General features: G+C 65.2%; 12 protein-coding genes. 2 read left to right on the top strand and 10 right to left on the bottom strand.

Translation table 11 applies throughout. The features are described from left to right. Nucleotide 1 precedes the first annotated feature (1 nt). The gene (locus tag QQS38_RS09390; protein WP_479645103.1) at nucleotides 2-598 is read right to left on the bottom strand and encodes an LbetaH domain-containing protein; all 597 of its coding nucleotides are present in this window, start codon (nucleotides 596-598) and stop codon (nucleotides 2-4) included. Nucleotides 599-737: 139 nt separating this feature from the next. Here QQS38_RS09390 and QQS38_RS09395 point away from each other — a divergent pair, with 139 nt between their 5' ends. After that, the gene (locus tag QQS38_RS09395) at nucleotides 738-1313 is read left to right on the top strand and encodes a hypothetical protein (RefSeq protein ID WP_479645104.1); all 576 of its coding nucleotides are present in this window, start codon (nucleotides 738-740) and stop codon (nucleotides 1311-1313) included. Between the two features lie 22 nt (nucleotides 1314-1335). Here the strand turns inward: QQS38_RS09395 and QQS38_RS09400 are convergent, their stop codons facing one another. The 9 genes from QQS38_RS09400 to QQS38_RS09440 form a co-directional block, all read right to left on the bottom strand. Next, on the bottom strand, nucleotides 1336-2742 hold the full coding sequence (locus QQS38_RS09400) for a WcaI family glycosyltransferase (protein ID WP_479645105.1): 1407 nt from the start codon (nucleotides 2740-2742) through the stop codon (nucleotides 1336-1338). Then, the gene (locus QQS38_RS09405) at nucleotides 2739-3926 is read right to left on the bottom strand and encodes a glycosyltransferase family 4 protein (protein WP_479645106.1); all 1188 of its coding nucleotides are present in this window, start codon (nucleotides 3924-3926) and stop codon (nucleotides 2739-2741) included. The genes QQS38_RS09400 and QQS38_RS09405 overlap by 4 nt, the downstream gene beginning before the upstream one ends. Nucleotides 3927-3932: 6 nt before the next feature. Further along, nucleotides 3933-4886 carry a GDP-L-fucose synthase family protein gene (locus QQS38_RS09410; protein ID WP_479645107.1) on the bottom strand — a complete coding sequence of 318 codons (954 nt, stop codon included), beginning with the start codon at nucleotides 4884-4886 and terminating at the stop codon, nucleotides 3933-3935. 10 nt (nucleotides 4887-4896) lie between these two features. Continuing rightward, entirely contained in the window at nucleotides 4897-6024 is a 1128-nt protein-coding gene (gene gmd / locus QQS38_RS09415; protein WP_479645108.1) for a GDP-mannose 4,6-dehydratase, read from the bottom strand. Nucleotides 6025-6130: 106 nt separating this feature from the next. Then, nucleotides 6131-8371 carry a polysaccharide biosynthesis tyrosine autokinase gene (locus QQS38_RS09420; protein WP_479645109.1) on the bottom strand — a complete coding sequence of 747 codons (2241 nt, stop codon included), beginning with the start codon at nucleotides 8369-8371 and terminating at the stop codon, nucleotides 6131-6133. Between the two features lie 59 nt (nucleotides 8372-8430). Continuing rightward, nucleotides 8431-9579 (bottom strand): polysaccharide biosynthesis/export family protein, encoded by a 1149-nt coding sequence (locus QQS38_RS09425; protein WP_479645110.1) that lies wholly within the window; start codon nucleotides 9577-9579, stop codon nucleotides 8431-8433. Nucleotides 9580-9713: 134 nt separating this feature from the next. Next, nucleotides 9714-11111: an undecaprenyl-phosphate glucose phosphotransferase gene (locus tag QQS38_RS09430; protein ID WP_479645111.1), complete on the bottom strand. Its 1398-nt coding sequence runs from the start codon at nucleotides 11109-11111 to the stop codon at nucleotides 9714-9716. A 40-nt stretch (nucleotides 11112-11151) separates the two neighbouring features. Further along, nucleotides 11152-12801 carry a mannose-1-phosphate guanylyltransferase/mannose-6-phosphate isomerase gene (locus QQS38_RS09435; RefSeq protein ID WP_479645112.1) on the bottom strand — a complete coding sequence of 550 codons (1650 nt, stop codon included), beginning with the start codon at nucleotides 12799-12801 and terminating at the stop codon, nucleotides 11152-11154. A gap of 16 nt (nucleotides 12802-12817) precedes the next feature. Beyond that, nucleotides 12818-13816 (bottom strand): GlxA family transcriptional regulator, encoded by a 999-nt coding sequence (locus QQS38_RS09440; protein ID WP_479645113.1) that lies wholly within the window; start codon nucleotides 13814-13816, stop codon nucleotides 12818-12820. Nucleotides 13817-14984: 1168 nt separating this feature from the next. Here QQS38_RS09440 and QQS38_RS09445 point away from each other — a divergent pair. Next, nucleotides 14985-17000 carry a hypothetical protein gene (locus tag QQS38_RS09445; RefSeq protein ID WP_479645114.1) on the top strand — a complete coding sequence of 672 codons (2016 nt, stop codon included), beginning with the start codon at nucleotides 14985-14987 and terminating at the stop codon, nucleotides 16998-17000. The last annotated feature ends 65 nt before the right edge of the window (nucleotides 17001-17065 follow it).

Genomic DNA, 17065 nt, shown 5'->3' on the forward strand with positions numbered 1-17065 from the left:
ACTATGCCGTTGAAACCGGGCGCGGCCGTCCCTGAGCAGGAAAGCGAGGACGAAGGAAGCGGCACGGATTGCCGCCGTAGACACCTCCCGGCGCGAGCGACCGATGCACGACCGAGAGCGGCGTAACGAGGGCCGAGCGCCCGATGCGCACGCCCATTTGCACGACACACTTCGAGGTGATCCAAACGCCGTCTTCGATGACGATCGGCGCGACGCGCAGATCCATCGTCGTGCCCGCGTCGTGCGAGCCCGTCGTGAGGAACGTCCCCTGCGAAATGCACACGTGCGAGCCGATGCGAATCGGGGCTTGATTGTAGAGCCAGACATCGACCCCGAACCAGCAGTGGTCGCCCACTTCGAGATTCCACGGTGCTTTGACGCGCAGCGGATGCGGAAACCGGCAGCCTTCTCCGATCTTGGCGCCGAACAGTCGCAGCGCGGCGACGCGCACGGCCGAGCTCGGGTTCAGTTTGTTGTTGATGAGACATGCCTCGACTACGAACCAGAGCGCTTGCACGGGCAGGCCGCGCTTGGCGACGTAGTTGCCTTTTCCGGCTCGGCTTAGATCGATGACGGCGGGTTCGAGCGGGCGGTCCATTTGGTGTGAGCGGCACGGCGTTGCACGAGACTATGTCGACGATTATCGTTCGCCCCGCTCGCGCTTGCGTACGACGATCGACGCGTATGGCCGAGAGCGCCGGTGTTTTGGCGGGGCGTGCGCCCCCGCGCGCGCGAGCATGAACAGCGTGGCGATGTACGCCAAGGAGACCGATGTGGATGCTGCGGCTGCGGTGATGCGTTCGATACTGCTCGGTGCGGTGCTCGGCCTCGCCTGCATGGCCGATGCGCAAGCGCAGCGGAACATGGCCGGCCGCGCGGACGACGAGACTGCGGCGCAACGGATCGCCCCCGAGGATCGCGATGCCGCGGCGCGAGGCGCGGCGGATCGTCTGCAAGGGTTGCACGGCAATCCCGAGGCGCTACTGGGTGCGCCGGCCGACTTCGACGATCCGTATCGCTCGGCCTACGATGCCGCGGGCCAGGCGCAGGATGCCCTGACCAACACGCAGCGGGTGCCGCGCGGCGCGCTGGCGGGCGGGCGATATGGGCCGCAACCGGATGCGCAAGAACAAGGGAAAGGAGGCAAAGGCGCGCCTCTTCGCGGTATCGCGGGTCAAGACGATGCGCGCGCGCCGAAGGTCAACCCGGCCGATCCGGGAACGCAAACGCCCATGGGCGCCGCGATGTCGCTATATCGCGGGCCGGGAGATGTCGGGAAAGAGGTGGCGCGAGTTTATAAAATGCCTTGGTGAAGGCGTCTCGCCCGCCCCCTCGTCAAGGCTGACGAAACATGGGCGCGGCGGTTTCATGCAGCGGTGCGGTTTGATCCATGACCGGGCCGCTCAAGCCCTGCGGCGGCGCCGAGATACCCTGCGTCCATACGAGCGGCTGAGCCTCGCTCGCGCCCTCGTCGCACGCCTCGATCTGTTGCACCTCGCCAGCTACGGCGCTCGCGCCGATCCCGTTCCGGCACGCAAAGAGGCGTTGCTCCAATCGCTCCATCACCACGCGGGGCGACAACGCGCGCACCGCATAGTCCCTCGCTGCGGCGCCGAGCCGCGCACGCGCGCTCGCATCGTCCGCCAGCGCCTCGATCGCCGCCGCCAGCGCGCCTCCATCCTCGGGCGCGACGATCGCGCCGCGCCCCGTCACCACGTCGTGCAGCTCGGTCCCCTCGCGCGCCATCGCGACGATCGCGCGTCCGCTCGCCATCATGCCGGTCAGCTTCGACGGCATCACGAGATCGGCCGCGCCGTCTCGCTGCGGCAACACATGCACGTCGGCGATATTGAGCAGCTCGTTGAGCCGCTCCGCCGGCTGCAACCCGATCAACTTGCAATTGGGAAGGTGCGCGCATCGGCGCGCCAATTCCTCACGCAACAGTCCGTCGCCGCAAAACACGAAACGGATATCCGTGCGCCGGGTGAGCAAAGTCGCCGCCGTCACCAAATGCTCGAGCCCTTGCTTCGCCCCCATGTTGCCCGCATACAGCACGACCTTCTCGTCTTCTCCGATCGACAATGCCTGCCGATATGCGCTCGGCCGGTCGAGATGATGAATCGCATCGACATCGACCCAATTGGGCAAGCACATCGCCCGCGGGGCCTCGACACCCAGCGTCGACAACTTCTCGACCATCCGCTCCGAAATCGAAGATACGACGTCGAAGCGGCGCAGCACGGCGCGCTCGAAAGCGTGCGCGGCGCGCGCCCCACGCGACCGACGCAGCAGCCCGAGTTCGAAGGCGGCATCGACCTCGAAATCCTGCACGTGCAGCCAGCTTTTCGCGCCCGTCGCGCGCGCAAGCGCCAACGCAGCCGGCGCGCACAAGAGCGTCGGTGCGATCGTCATCACCACGTCCGGCCGCCAGCGCCACTGCCCGAGCAGCGGCAACAGCGATGTCGCCGCGAACGATGCCAAGTGCGCCACGCGCGTCGCCCCGCTCGGATGCGACGGCACCCACAGCGGCGCGCGCCGCACCTGAACGCCCCCGCGCAGTTCGCGCCCATAGCGCCAAGCCGACCAGCCCTGCGTCACATGCCATGCCGGATAGTACGGCGGCGCGCAGACGACTCGAATCTCATGCCCCCGCAACGCCAGCGCCTCGGCCATCTCGGCCGTGTACTTACCCGTGCCCGTCAGTTCGGGCGCGTAATTCAGACCGTAGACGAGCAGTTTCATGGGCGCACGCCTCCGCTATGAGCGGCCACTCCGCCACCGGTGAACTTACGCAGCATCGTCGCGCAGCCGCGCTCGATGTTGACCGCCGCCGCCCGCGGGTCGAATTGCGCAATGCGCGCGATGCAAGCGCGCGCCGTATGCTCGACGTCGCGAAAGCGCCATGCGGCATCGAGCAGCGTCACCGCCAAGGCTTGCACGTCGCCGGCAGGAAACGAGGATCCCGTCTCGCCCTCGACGATGAGTTCGGGCACGCAGCCGCAGCGATCGCTGACGACCGCCGGGCATCCATGGCTCAACGCTTCATTGACGACGAGCCCCCACGGCTCGCTATGGCTCGGCAGCACGAGGCAAGTCGCGCCGAAGTACTCGCGCGAGAGCGGCGCGTCTTGCAAGCTGCCGAGAAAATGCACCGCGCCGTCGAGCCCGAGCGATCGCACGCGGGCGCGCAATGCCCCATCCAACGCGCCGGTTCCGACGATGCGCAAGGTGGCGGCCGGCCGCGTTTCATGAACGCGCGCGAACGCATCGAGCAGCGTGTCGATCCCTTTCTCTTCAGATAGCCGGCCGACGTACAAGAACACCGGGCCGCCATCGCGGCGCGCCGCCAAACGCTCGGAGAGCGCTCGCTCGGGCAAGAACGAGCGCGGCAATGCCGCGGCTTGGCACGGCACGAAAATGCGCTCGTGCTTGGCGCCGAGCGACATCAAGTACTGCCGGCTGCGCTCTCCGAAACCGAAATAGCCGTCGCAGAGCGAGAAGAAGATGCGCTTCGGGATCGATGTCAGGAGCCGGCGCGGCCGATCGAACGCGGTCGAATCGCAAAACACGGCGCGCCGCTTGCGCGTCACGATGCATGCGGCGAGCATCGCCCAATACTCGGGCCGGTGATAGCCGGGCAGCACGACGAGTTCCGACTTCGCCTTCAACACTTCGGTCGTGAGCCGAACCACCATCTTCCATGTCGGCACGTCCTCGTAGCAGCCGTCGAACAGTTTTCGCATCGGATAACGATGAAACGAATAGTCGACGTCGGAAAACCCGATCCGATCCGTTTCCGTATCGGCGATTTGCACCATGCAATAGCGTATCGTCCCCACGTCCGACAAAGTATGGAGCGCGGAAAACACGGCCCCCTTGTGGCGCGACCAGACGACGTTGTGAAAGATCGTCACTGTGGCTGTCATGCTCTCTTATCCGTTGGAAGCCGCATCGTGCTCGCGATGCTGCGCGGTATAGCGCGCGTAAGTGTCGCGGACGCCGTCGGTAAGACCGATCGTCGCCCGCCACCCCATCTCGGCCAGCCTCGAGACGTCGAGCAGCTTGCGCGGCGTGCCGTCGGGCTTGGACCGGTCGAACACGAGTTCGCCCTCGAAGCCGACCACGCCCGCGATGCACTGCGCGAGCTCGCGTATCGTCAAATCCTCTCCGGCGCCGACGTTGAACACGCCTTCGCCCACGTCCTGCTCCAGCACGAATCGCGTCGCCGCAGCCAAGTCGTCGACATGCAGAAACTCGCGCCGCGGCTCGCCCGTCCCCCACACCGTCAGCGTCGCCTCCCCCGCGAGCTTCGCCTCGTGCGCTTTGCGTATCAGCGCCGGCAGCACGTGGCTGCCGGCAAGATCGTAGTTGTCGTTCGGACCGTAAAGGTTGGTCGGCATCAGCGCCACGTAGCGCGTGCCGTATTGGCGGTTATAGGCCTCGCACAGCTTCACGCCGGCAATCTTCGCTATCGCGTAGGGCTCGTTGGTGGGCTCCAAGGGGGCGCTCAGCAAATACGATTCGCGGATCGGCTGCGGGCACAGCTTCGGATAGATGCAAGAAGAACCGAAGAACACGAGGCGTTTCACACCGGCGCGATAAGCCGCATCGATCACGTTCGTCTCGATCGCGAGGTTTTCGTAGAGGAACGTCGCGGGCCGCGTCGAATTGGCGAGGATGCCGCCGACGCGCGCGGCCGCAAGCAGCACGACGTCGATCCGCTCATTGGAAAAGAACGCGCGCACGGCATGCTGATCGAGCAAGTCGAGCGCATCGTGCGTGCGGGTGACGAGATTGCGGTAACCGTGCACCGTGAGTTCGCGCACGAGCGCGGAACCCACCATGCCACGGTGGCCGGCAACGAAAATGCGTGCTTGCGGATCCATCGTCTCTCACTCATTCGTGATGCTCTAGCGCTTTGAAGCCGGCCATCGTCACGAGCGCATCGCGTCGCGCGATCTGATAGTCCGCCAGCGCCATCTCGCGCACGAGCGCGGGGAAAGGCGTGCTGGGGGTCCAGCCGAGTTTCTCGCGCGCCTTCGTGCTATCGCCGAGCAGCGATTGGACTTCCGTCGGGCGGAAATAGCGCGGATCGACGCGCACGATGACATCGCCCGGCGACACGCGCGTCTCGCGGCTCGCCACGTGATCGACGATGCCCACCTCCTCGACCCCGCTGCCCTCGAAGCGCACGGAGATACCCAGCTCTTGCGCCGCGCGCTGGACGAACTCGCGCACGCTGTATTGCTCGCCCGTCGCGATGACGAAATCCTCCGGTGCATCTTGCTGCAGCATCAGCCACTGCATTTCGACGTAGTCGCGCGCATGCCCCCAATCGCGCAGCGCCGACAAGTTGCCGAGGTAGAGCTCGCGTTGCAGCCCAACGGCAATGCGTGCGAGACCGCGCGTGATCTTGCGCGTCACGAAGGTCTCGCCGCGAACGGGAGATTCGTGATTGAACAGAATGCCGTTGCAGGCGTAGATGCCGTAAGCCTCGCGGTAATTGACGGTAGTCCAATAGGCGAACAACTTGGCCACGGCATACGGGCTGCGCGGGTAGAACGGCGTGGTTTCGCGCTGCGGCGTCTCCTGCACGAGGCCGAATAGCTCCGAGGTCGACGCTTGATAAAAGCGCGTGCGCTCGATCCTGCCCAGCATATGAATCGCCTCGAGGATGCGCAGCGCACCGAGCCCGTCCGCATTGGCGGTGTACTCGGGCTCCTCGAACGATACGGCCACGTGGCTCTGCGCCGCGAGGTTGTAGATCTCGTCGGGCTCGACGCTTTGAATGATGCGCACGAGGCTCGTCGAATCCGTGAGGTCGCCGTGGTGCAAGTGCAATTGGCTGTCGGCATCCTCGACTTCGTGCGGATCGCGATAAAGGTGATCGATGCGATCGGTATTGAACAGCGAAGTGCGGCGTTTCACGCCATGCACTTCGTACCCCTTGCCGAGCAGCAACTCGGCAAGGTAAGCCCCATCCTGTCCCGTCACGCCCGTAATCAATGCGACCTTGCGCTTCATCGTCGTTTCCTTTTCGTTGTTCAACGGTGTCGGTAGCCGGCCGCTCGGCCCATGCTGCTCGTGCGGCTCCGTGGTTCGTCTGGTTCGTGCGCCTCTCGGGCTCGTGTCAGTCGGCAACGCTGTCGTAACCGTAGTACCCGCCCTTGTACGAGCCGCCGAACAGCGGCATGGCCGGCGGCACGTCGGTCAGCAGCACGCCCTTCACGTTCACCCCGCCCGTCTCGAGCCGCTTCGCCGTTTCGCTGATCTCGCCGATCGGATGCCGTCCATAGCGCACGACGAGCAGCGTCGTGCCCGCATACTTGCCGATGACCGTCGAATCGGTCACGGCAAGCACCGGCGGCGTGTCGATGATCACGAGCTCGTAGCGGCGCGACAGCGTTTCGAGCAGTTCGCGAAAGCGCTCGCTCATCAATAATTCCGACGGATGCATCGGCATCGACCCCTTGCTCAGCAGATCGAGCCCCGGCAGCACCTCGCGCCGGATCACGGCATCGACATCGGCGCCGCTCAGCACATCGGACAACCCGGGCTGGTGCCGCACCCCGAAATGGGAATGGACTTGGCCGCGCCGCATATCGCCGTCGATCACGAGCACGCGCTTGCCGGCCGAGGCGACGAGCGCCGCGAGATTGACCGACAGGAACGATTTGCCCGCATCGGGACGCGAGCCCGTGAGCATGACGATGTTGTTGCGCGCCTGGTCGAGCGAGAGCTGCAGCGACGTGCGCAAGCTGCGCACGCCTTCGACGGCGATGTCCTGAGGCGATTGCGCGGCAAGCACGTGCAACCCTTGGCGACGCATCGTCACCTCTTGCTGCAACCGCAGTTGCAAGCCGCTGCGCGGAACGATGGCGAACACGGGCACGCCCAGCGTGCTTTCGATCTCCTCGGCGCGCTCGACCCCGCCGTACAGCGACTTCCTCACGAAGGCCGCGACGATGCCGATGAAAAGGCCGCCGCCGAAGGCGATCAGAATCACGACGAAGCGCTTGGGCCATACGGGCTTGTCCGGGATCTGGGCGAAGTCCACCACGCGCACGTTGCCGATTTGCCCCGCCTTCGCCACGCGCAATTGCTGCGCGCTATTGAGCATGTTCGTATAGAGCTCGGTGTCCACGCGCACGTCTCGCAGCAAACGCAGCGCGGTCTGCTCGGTGTCGGGCAGCACGGCGATGTCTTTGGACATCACCGACTGCGCGGCCTGCAATTGCGCGATTTGAGCGTCGAGCGCCGCGACGGCCGGATGGTGCGCGGTGAAGCGCTGCGAGAGATCGGCGCGCTGCCGCAGCAGATCGGCGAGCTTCGTCTTGTTGTCGACGATCTGCTGCAAGAGCAGCTTGCTTTCCTCGCTGAGATCGACCGTGCCGTGATTGTTGCGGAAGGTGTTGTAGCGCTGCTCGGCCGCATCGAGTTCGTGTCGCAGCTGCGGTAACTGCTGGTCGAGGAACGCGAGCGTATGCTCTGCCTCGGCCGAGCGCCGGTCGACGTCCTGCTGGATGAACTGACGCGCAATGCCATTGACGACATCGGCCGTGAGCGCCGGGTTCGCGCCTTGCAAGGTGAGCGCGATGACGCCCGATTGCAACGCCGTTTCTTTGACGCTCAGTTGCTTCTGCAAGCGTTCGAGCGCATCGAGCGTAGACGAGCGCGTCAGATCGAAGCGCGTGCCGCTGCGGCCCGTGAGCCGATCGACGCGCACCAGCACGGGACCCGCCGCGGTCGTGCCCGTGACGTCTTCGCCCACCCGGCCGCTCGCGATCGCGATGCCGTCCGGGTCGCTCAGCGTGAAAGTGCCGTCGGGGCCCGCCGTCAGCGAGAACGATTTGTCGTAGAGGGCGCTCGGCGTCTCCATGCGCGACACTTCGATCGTTTCGTTGCCCCAGGCGAAGCCGGGAAGATCCGCGAAGGGCGCGATCTTGAAGCCGAGCTTGCCCGTCGTCAGGGCCGTGAGCAGATTACCGACCACGGGCAAGGTATGAGGTTGCGCGGCAATGTCGAGATGCAAATTGCGCACGGCCGCCTCCGTCACGAGCCGCGACTTGAGCAACTCGATCTGCGCGGCCGTCGTCGCTTTGGTTTCGAACATGCGCGACAGCGGTTCGATCTGCCGTTGCGGGTTGGCCCCGCCGTTATCGGCGTTCGCCGCCTCCTCCACTTGGATGATCGCGTCCGCCTTATAGACGGGCGTTGCAAGAAACGCGTAGGCCGAGCCGAGCGCGGTCACCGCTAACGTCACCATTGCGATCAAGCGCCAATTGATCACGATCGACTGCAGATAGTCGGACAGCCGCAACTCGTCGCCGGGCGTGAAATCGGTGTAGCGACGCTCGAAGTTCATAGCCATGTTTGTTGCTCGCATCGAATGCGCGCCGCCGCGATGCGCGGGCGGGCGCGCCGGTTGGGTCACTTCGTCACGATCGCGGCCGTCAAGCCTGCGTTGATCGCGGGCAAGAACAGGTTCAGCACGCGATTGAATTTCACGAGTGCACCGTTATCGACGTAGACGACGTCCTTCGGCTGCAGCTCGAACTGGTTGGCGAGCACCATCGAAACCGGCGAGGTCGCATCCAGGTGAAAGATTTGCGGGTTGCTGCCCGTCGAGTCGCGAATCACGAACAATTGCTTCGCGTTGGACGTTCCCGGATTGAGGCTGCCCGCCTGCGACAGCGCCTCGGCCAGCGAGAGCCGGCCGCTGCGCATCGGCATGATGGTCGCGGGCTTGTTCACCTCGCCCATGACGTAGACGCCGTTCTCCTCGCGCGAGCCGATGCGCACCATGTCGCCGGGCTTGAGCACGATGTCCGACGGATTGCGCCCCGCCTTGAGCAGATGGGAGAAACTGATCGGATAGCTGTTGCCTTCGCGCACCAGCGTCACGCGGCTTTGATCGGCAGCCGCGGTGAAGCCGCCCGCGCGCCCGATCGCTTCGGTCAGCGTCATCGGTATGTCGGTGATCTGCACGGCGCCGGGCTTGCCCACCTCGCCGTCGACGTAAATGTCTTGAGCGCGGAACGAGGCGATACGCACGGTGACTTCCGGGCTCTTGAACACCTTGCTGATGCGCGAGACGATCTTGCGCCGGATCTGCTCGACGCTGTCGCCGGCCACGTGCACGACGCCCGCGTAGGGGAATTGCACGTTGCCGCCTTCATCGACGACGAAGCCCGGCGCCGCGTCTTCCGTGCGGTTGGTGGGCGCCGGCTGCCCCAGCGCGGCGGCGAGCTCGGGGTGATCCCAGACGGTGATCTGAAGCACGTCGCCGGGGCCGACGCGGTAGGGACCGGGCTTGCCGAACAAGCTCTGGGTTCGATCGGCGATAGGATGCTGCGCCGTCTGTTCGTTCATCTGCCGAATCAGCTTCAGGTTGATGTCGGTAATCGGCACCTTCACCTCTTGCCTCGGCTCCGTGCTGTACTCGCCGCCCGCCTCGTCGACGGTAGGCGGCGTCACCATGCGTTGACCCGGCACGATCGAGCATGCGGACAGTGCGAAAGCGAAAGTAAGGAGTGCTAACGATAAGGCGCTGCGACTGCGCGCGCTCGAGTCGGACATGATGTGGCCTCCGTGCCGGTTATTCGTGACATTCGTGACGTGCGCCGCGCGGGCTCGATCGCCGATCGAGCCGGTGCGCGACGCACATCGGTTGCAGGCGTTCTTCGCGGCGCGTGCCGCGATGAGCGCGTGCGCTAATAGGCATTGCTATGCATGAACCCTTTCACGATCGTCGCCGCTATGATCCGCATATCGAGGGCGAACGACCAATTGCCGAGGTAATAGAGGTCGTGCGCCACGCGCCGCTCCATCTTTTCGATGCGGTCGGTTTCGCCGCGATAGCCGTTGATCTGCGCCCACCCCGTGATCCCGGGCTTGATCCGATAACGATGGATATAGCCCGTGACGACCTTCTGATAGAGATCGTCGTGCTCGAGCGCGTGCGGACGCGGCCCGACCACGGACATATCGCCGCGCAACACGTTGAAAAATTGCGGCAACTCGTCCAGGCTCGTGCGCCGCAGGAATGCGCCGAGCTTGGTCACGCGCGGGTCGCGGCGCACCGCCTGGTGCAAGACGCCCGCCTCCTGGACATGCAAGCGCATCGAGCGAAACTTGTAAATGGTGAAGACGCGGCCGTCCGCTCCCTTGCGCTTTTGCTTGAACAGCACAGGGCCCGGCGAAGAAAGCTTCACGGCCACCGCGATCGCGATGAGCAGCGGCGCGAGGCCGATCAGCGCACAAGCGGCGAAAATGCGATCGAAGATCTCCTTGGCGAGCAGCCCCCCCGGCGACAACGGCGAGGCGACGAGATTGATGGCGGGCACGCCGAGCAAGTCGATCACACCGCCGCTTTCGAACAGCGCCAGCGAGCGCACGTCCGGCATGAATCGAATATTGACCAGATCGTCGCGGAACATCGCAACGACGCGCAAAATCGTGCGGTCTTCCGAAAGCGGCAGCGCAAGCCAAACTTCGTGCAGATCGGTGCGGCGCACATAGCGCGCGAATGCGTTCAGATCGTAGAAGCGCGGCAGCGTTGCGGCGCCCGGGGGCAGCGTCGCTCGCTGTTTCTGCGCTTGCGGCACGTAGACGGCCGCCACCCGAAAACCCGTCGCCGGTGCGGCTTCGATCCGGCGCAAGATCGCATCGCAATGCGGCCCCGCCCCGACGATCGCGACGCGATGCAGATTGATGCCGGCATGACGCAGGCGCGCGAGCACGGCATGCGCCGCGAGCCGGTAGCCGATCAGCAGCGCACCGGACATCGCACTCCAGTAGACGAACCACAAACGCGAGACGTAGTCGATCTCGCGCAACGAGAACATGGCCGTCAACGCGCAGCCTTGCGCGACGAGCCAGGCAAGCGCGACCTGTCCGGACAGCATGCGCTTGGAGCGGCCCCGCCATGAATCGTAGACGCCGAAGGCGGGGAACAGCACGAGCACGCATGCCGCGGTCAGCATGACGAACGGCGCGACGAAATCGTGCCGCCCCCAATCGGCAAAGCGCATCTTCGACGCGAGCGCTGCCGACGCGATCACGAGCGCGACGTCGAACACCCGGGTCAGTAAGCCTTGAATCTCACGCATCTTCGTTCTCCGCACCGAAAAGAACCGCCCGCCGCTTGCGTCACGGCCCCGCAGGGTGACTCGGACATCGACCGTAGTTGTCTTCGAAGCGAACGATGTCGTCCTCGCCTAGATAAGCGCCCGACTGCACTTCGATGATTTCGAGCGGGACCTTGCCCGGATTGGCGAGCCGGTGCCGAACGCCGAGCGGAATGAAGGTCGATTCGTTTTCGCTCAACAAGAACTCCTCGTCGCCGCGCGTGACGATCGCCGTCCCGCGCACGACCACCCAATGCTCGGCGCGGTGGTGATGCATCTGCAGCGACAAACGCGCGCCCGGCGCGACCACGATACGTTTGACCTGGAAGCGATCGCCGTGATCGATCGAGTCGTAAAAGCCCCATGGACGACGCACTTTCCGGTGCGCCTCGGCCTCGGGCGCGTGCTCCGCCTTGATGCGCGCGACGAGCCCTTTCACGCGCTGCACGTTCGCGCGGTCGGCCACGAGCACGGCGTCGGGCGTCTCCACGACGACCAGGTTCGTCGTGCCGACGCAGGCGACCAAGCGGCTCTCGGCATGCACGAATGTCGAGCTCGCGCCCTCGAGCACCACGCGCCCGCGCACAACGTTGCCGTCGCAGTCTTTGCTCAACGCATCCCAGACGGCATCCCACGAGCCCAAATCCGACCAGCCGGCCTCGAGCGGCACGACGATGCCCGCGCACGGCGCATCCGGGCCGCCCAGGCATTCCATCACCGCATAGTCGATCGAATCCGCCGGGGATCGCTCGAACGCGCTCGCCGCCGGATCGAAGCGCTCACCGTGCGCCGCACCCTGAGCGACGGCCGCCAAACAGGTGGCGAGCATCTCGGGGCGCAATTGCCGCAAGGCGTCGAGCCAAACCGTCGCTCGCATCACGAAGATGCCGCTGTTCCACCAATAGGCGCCGTCGGCGAGGTATTGCGCGGCCAGCTCGGCCGGCGGCTTTTCGACGAAGCGCTCGATGCGGTGCGCGCCGTCGCCAAGCGGCTCGCCGATGCGCACATAGCCGAATCCCGTATCGGGACGCGTAGGCGGCACGCCCAGCGTCGCGATCGCGCCCTGCTGCGCATGGCGTGCGGCCAATTCGATCGCGCGTTGCAGCGCCTTCACGTCGGCAATGGCATGGTCGGCGGGCATGACCACGAGAATCGCGTCCTCGCCGTTCGCGCTCGCAAGCGCCGCGGCGAGCGTCAGTGCGGGCGCCGTGTCGCGCCGAGCGGGCTCGACGATCAGGCGTGGCGTCACGCCGTTGGCGCGCAATTGGTCGTCGATGATGAAGCCGTGCTCGGCGCCGCACACGACGAGCGGCGCATCGGCCACATCCCAGCCTTCGGCAAATCCATCCATGCGGCGCACGGTAGCCTGCAACAGCGTGTCGGAACCGATCACGTCGATGAGCTGCTTCGGATAGTGCTCGCGCGACATCGGCCACAGGCGCGTGCCCGAGCCGCCCGCCAGCACGACGGCAATCAATCGCCGGCACGGCTCCGGTGCGAGCGCCGCACTCGGTTCGAACGCGGCGGCGCTCTTGCTTTGCGCCGGGGGTGGGACATACTCCTGCGGCTCGCCGCCTTCGTCCGAGCGCGCCTGCTCTGGCAACGCGGCGCCGAGCGGTGGCGCGCCGCGTCCCGGCTGCGCGCGCTCGTATCCTCGCAAATCGAACCTCATGTCGGTGCTCCTCCGGTCAGCCGCCTGTCGCACGACGGCGTTGCATCCGGTATTCGGTCGGCGAAATCATCATCCGTTTGCGGAAGATCTTCGCGAGACGATCGCCGTTGCCCATACCGCTTCGCCGCGCAATCTTGTCGACGGGAAGCTCGGAATCGACCAGCAAACTGCAGGTAATCGCCAGGCGGGCCTGGAGCAAATAGTCGGACGGCGTCATGCGCAGCTCGAGCTTGAAGCGCCGCAGGAAATTGCGCTCGCTCATCGCGGCCACTTGCGCGGCGTCGGCAATCGAAATCGGTCGCTCGCAGTTCTCCTGCAGCCAACGCGCAGCTGCACGAATCTTGTCGCCGGCGCTGATCACGCCGCCGTCGCTCAACAGCGGCCCGAAGCGTGCGCTCGACCCCGGGGCCAGGCGCTCCGCGATGGCGCGCGCCACGTCGAGCCCGAGGTCGCGCTTGACCATCGACAGCGCGAGCTTCATCGGCTCGAACCGTTCGTCGGTTTGGGCGGACACGTCATCGCCACCGTCTTGGCGCAAGCACGATCCGAACTGGTAGATCTTCTCGACGGCGCCGATGCCCGCCGCGTCGAGCAGCAGCCGGCCTTCTCCGATCGAGCGAATGTTGATCGTCTTCGTCTGCACGCGCCGCAGCCAACCGATCAGACGCTCGTCGCTTGCGGCGGCGCGCGCGCCCTTGCCTCCGGCGACGAACAGCGCATCGAAGCCCGTGTAGTGACGCGCGTCGAGGCCGTCGGTCCACACACGTACCATCGAGGCGCAGCGTACGTTGCCGCCGTCGGCGGACAAGAACGAAATGTCGTACGTTTGTGCGCGATCGGCGCCCGGAGATGCAAGTTCGTTGGCCAGGTTGAAGACCTCGGCGACGAGACCCGCCCCGAGCAACGAAAAGCCCTCGTACAGCACGATTGCGATCCGGCGCGTGGCACTCGGTGCGTTTTGCGCCCGAGCTCGCCACCATCCCATGAGTGCGGGTTCGGTACTCGCGTAAGGCATGGCATTACCCTCGATAGTCATTGCCGGCGTGGGACGATTCCGTTCGTATTGCACTGCATCGTAGGCAGCGCCAATATGCGGCGCGTGTGTCGTGACGTAATTCGGCGAGATCTTGTCGGAAAGCTTCCAACAGATATCGCCTGATGCGTCGACCGATGCGGACGGCCCCTTTCCCATGACTAGGCAAATCGGACAAAGCTTCGTGAAAGCCGTGACTTTCACCCATCGTTTAGCGAATTAGCGCCACGGCGCTCTGGCAAAAGGCATGCCGAGCGCTAAAGGACGCCGCCGTGCGAAAATTCCCCGGAGCGACTCGGTGCAGCTAATGTGGTGCGGTGCTTGCAGTCGCCTTCGATCGAACCGATCGGGACAACCGTTCATTGGTGTGCGGCGGCATCGCCGCGGACCCCGGCGGCGCTTGGCCGTCGTAGTCGGCTGCCAAAGCCCGAACGCACAATGCGCACGATAGACGCTGCGCCGATGTCGTTGTGTTGTTAAACCCACGTTGAAGCAAAACAAAGACAGGCGCGTTGGCGGATTAGAGCAACACCTTTTTCCCGATTTCGTCTTTCTTATCATAAAAAATCGAACGGAAAAGATTGCACGATGTTTCATTCGTGATTCATTTTCGGCTCATCGAAATCATCGATCTCCCCCTATAAGTTCCATTAAAGAACGGCAATCCCATTTCTAATCCGGTAGTCATCGGAAAGGGCCCCGATGGACCCTCGTCAGGCCGCTCTCGCCTCTCGCGGCGACGCAACATCCAAGCGCCGCACGATCCAGCCCCGCTAGTCCTACCCCCACTACAGCGGAAAAATCCGCCACGCAGCGTGCGCAAATCGACTAAATCGAACGCTGCAAAAAAGTCCGCAAAGCTTGTAACCTTTCGCCCTGCGATTCGTATGAAATCAGGGTTTCGTCAGATGTGACGCACTGGCGAGCAATCCTATTCTTCATTCGATTCTTCGACCGTTCGTCGCGGCAATTGAACGCCGCGCGGGCATCTCGCGGCTCACCCCTTCCCGGCATGCACTCGTATCGCGGCTGGGGGCGCGCCTTCTTGGTTCATGTCGCTTCGGCGGCCCCACGCGCATCGCTTCGCCGATGCGCGGCGCCCTTCCTTTGCCTTTTCAAAGCGCCGGCGCACTGAATACGACCACGATCGATGACCTATCACTTGCTTCTACACGCTCGCCGCATGCGCTTGCCGCACACTGCGGCCGTTGCGATTCTCTCGCTGTTGGCCGCCTGTGGCGGCGGCTCGAACGGCAGCGGCTCGAGCTCGGCCACCGGCGCCAATGCGAACTTTCGAGGCGCTGCGCCCGCAGGGCAAACGGCCTCGTCTGCGCCGGTCGCCGCAGCGGGCGGCCAAGCGCTGACCTGCGGCCAGCCGTCTGCGCCGGCCAGCGCCGCCGGCACGGGCGCGCCGATCGAAGCCGATACGCCGGACAGCGACGGCACGCGGACATTCGCACTGGGCAGCACATTCAATCTCGCCGTCACCACCCGCGCGGCCCAGGACGATACCGTCTCGTGGCAGGTACGCGACGACTGGGATACCGTGCGCGCGAGCGGCCACTTCGCCGTGAAGGCAGGCCCCCAAACGGTGACGCTCAGTTGTTCGTCCACGCTCGCCGGCTACTTTTCCGTATCGGCCTCGCTCTCCGCATCGGGCACTGCGCTGGCCTCGCTCGGCACGCGCCCTGCCGGCATCGCGACATTCGGCGTGCGCCCCGACGTTTCGAACGTGCTGCCGCCCGCCACCTACGCGCACGAAGATCAGCATCGTTTCGGCGGCCAGGGCACCGACTACCTGAAGCCGGGCCAAACCTGCTGCAGCGGCGACGGCTATCGTCCGCTCGATACCGACCTCGGCTTGTCGTGGGCCAACGATACACGCAGCTGGTACGTGGAAGAGCCCAACGGGCCGAACACGTTCGCCCCCGGCACGAGCACGCTGGCGCCGTACCTGAAGCAAGGCGACATCATGCGGCTGATCCAGCTCGACGGCATTCCGGCTTGGGCCAGTCCCACCGGCGGGCAGACCGAAGGCTACGCGCCGGCATCGGAGGCGGCCTTCCAGGACTATGCGAGCCGCGTCGGCACCGACTCGGCGCAGATCCGCGCCGCCTACTTCCCCACGCAATCGAGCAACTACTACCAGATCACCTGGGAGCCCGACGGCGGCGGCCCGACCCAATGGTCCGACACGGACGCGAACTTCGTGGCCATGTATCAGGCCGCATACAAGGGCTTGCATTCGACGGATCCGAACGCCGTCGTGATGGGCGTCACCGCCGCGATGGTGCGCACGAATACGGCGTGGCTCAAGCGGCTCGCGCCGCTGGGCATCGGGCAATATCTCGATGGTCTGACGATTCACGGCTACTACGATGCGGGCACCTCGCCCTCGCATCCGCCCGAGCGCCTCGCGACCGATCCCGATCCGGCCACGGCCGCGAACGCGCTGCCCGCTTCGATGCGCGAACTGCGCGCGACCATGGCGCAAACGCTCAGGCCCGGCGCGAAACTGTTTGCCACGGAAACGGGCATCAGCTACGACATCGGCACCTCGTACGGTCCCAACTATCCGACGCCGAACGTGCTGTTCGCGCACGGCGCGGTGGTGGCGCGCTCGCATTTGATTCTGCTGGGCGAAGGCGCCGACATGACCTACGTCTTCTATGCATCGGACACGCCCGATGCGCCGCCGGGATACGGGATGTTCTTCGATCTCGATCACGCGAACGGGACGTACGGCGCCAGCAATATCAGCCCGAAGCCCGCTGCCATGGAGGTGGCGGCGATGACGCGTATCATCGACGGCACCACGACCCTGGGGCATCTGAACGGCGTGCCGGCCGGCGTCTACGGCTACGCGTTTCAGCGGCTGAACGGCGGCAAGGTGATCGCGGCCTTGTGGACGCACGACAATGCATATTGGAGCGCGGCCTCGGGATTCAGCACGACCTATAGCGTGCCGTACACGCTGCAGGTCGATGCCGCAGGCGCGTCGGGGCAGGTGACCGTCTTCGATGCGATGGGCAATGCCACGGTGCAGCCCTACAGCAACGGGCAGATCGCGCTTACGCTGACGGAGTCGCCGATTTACGTGGTCTCCAACAATGCGTCCGTGATGAAGGCGAATGTGACGGCGCCAACGGGGTACGTGGGGCAATGACCCCATGAAGGCCGGGCGCGCTAGATGAGCGCGCCCGGGCCTTCTGTGCGCTGGGCCACGGACGC

Source organism: Trinickia sp. Z7, from assembly GCF_056498045.1.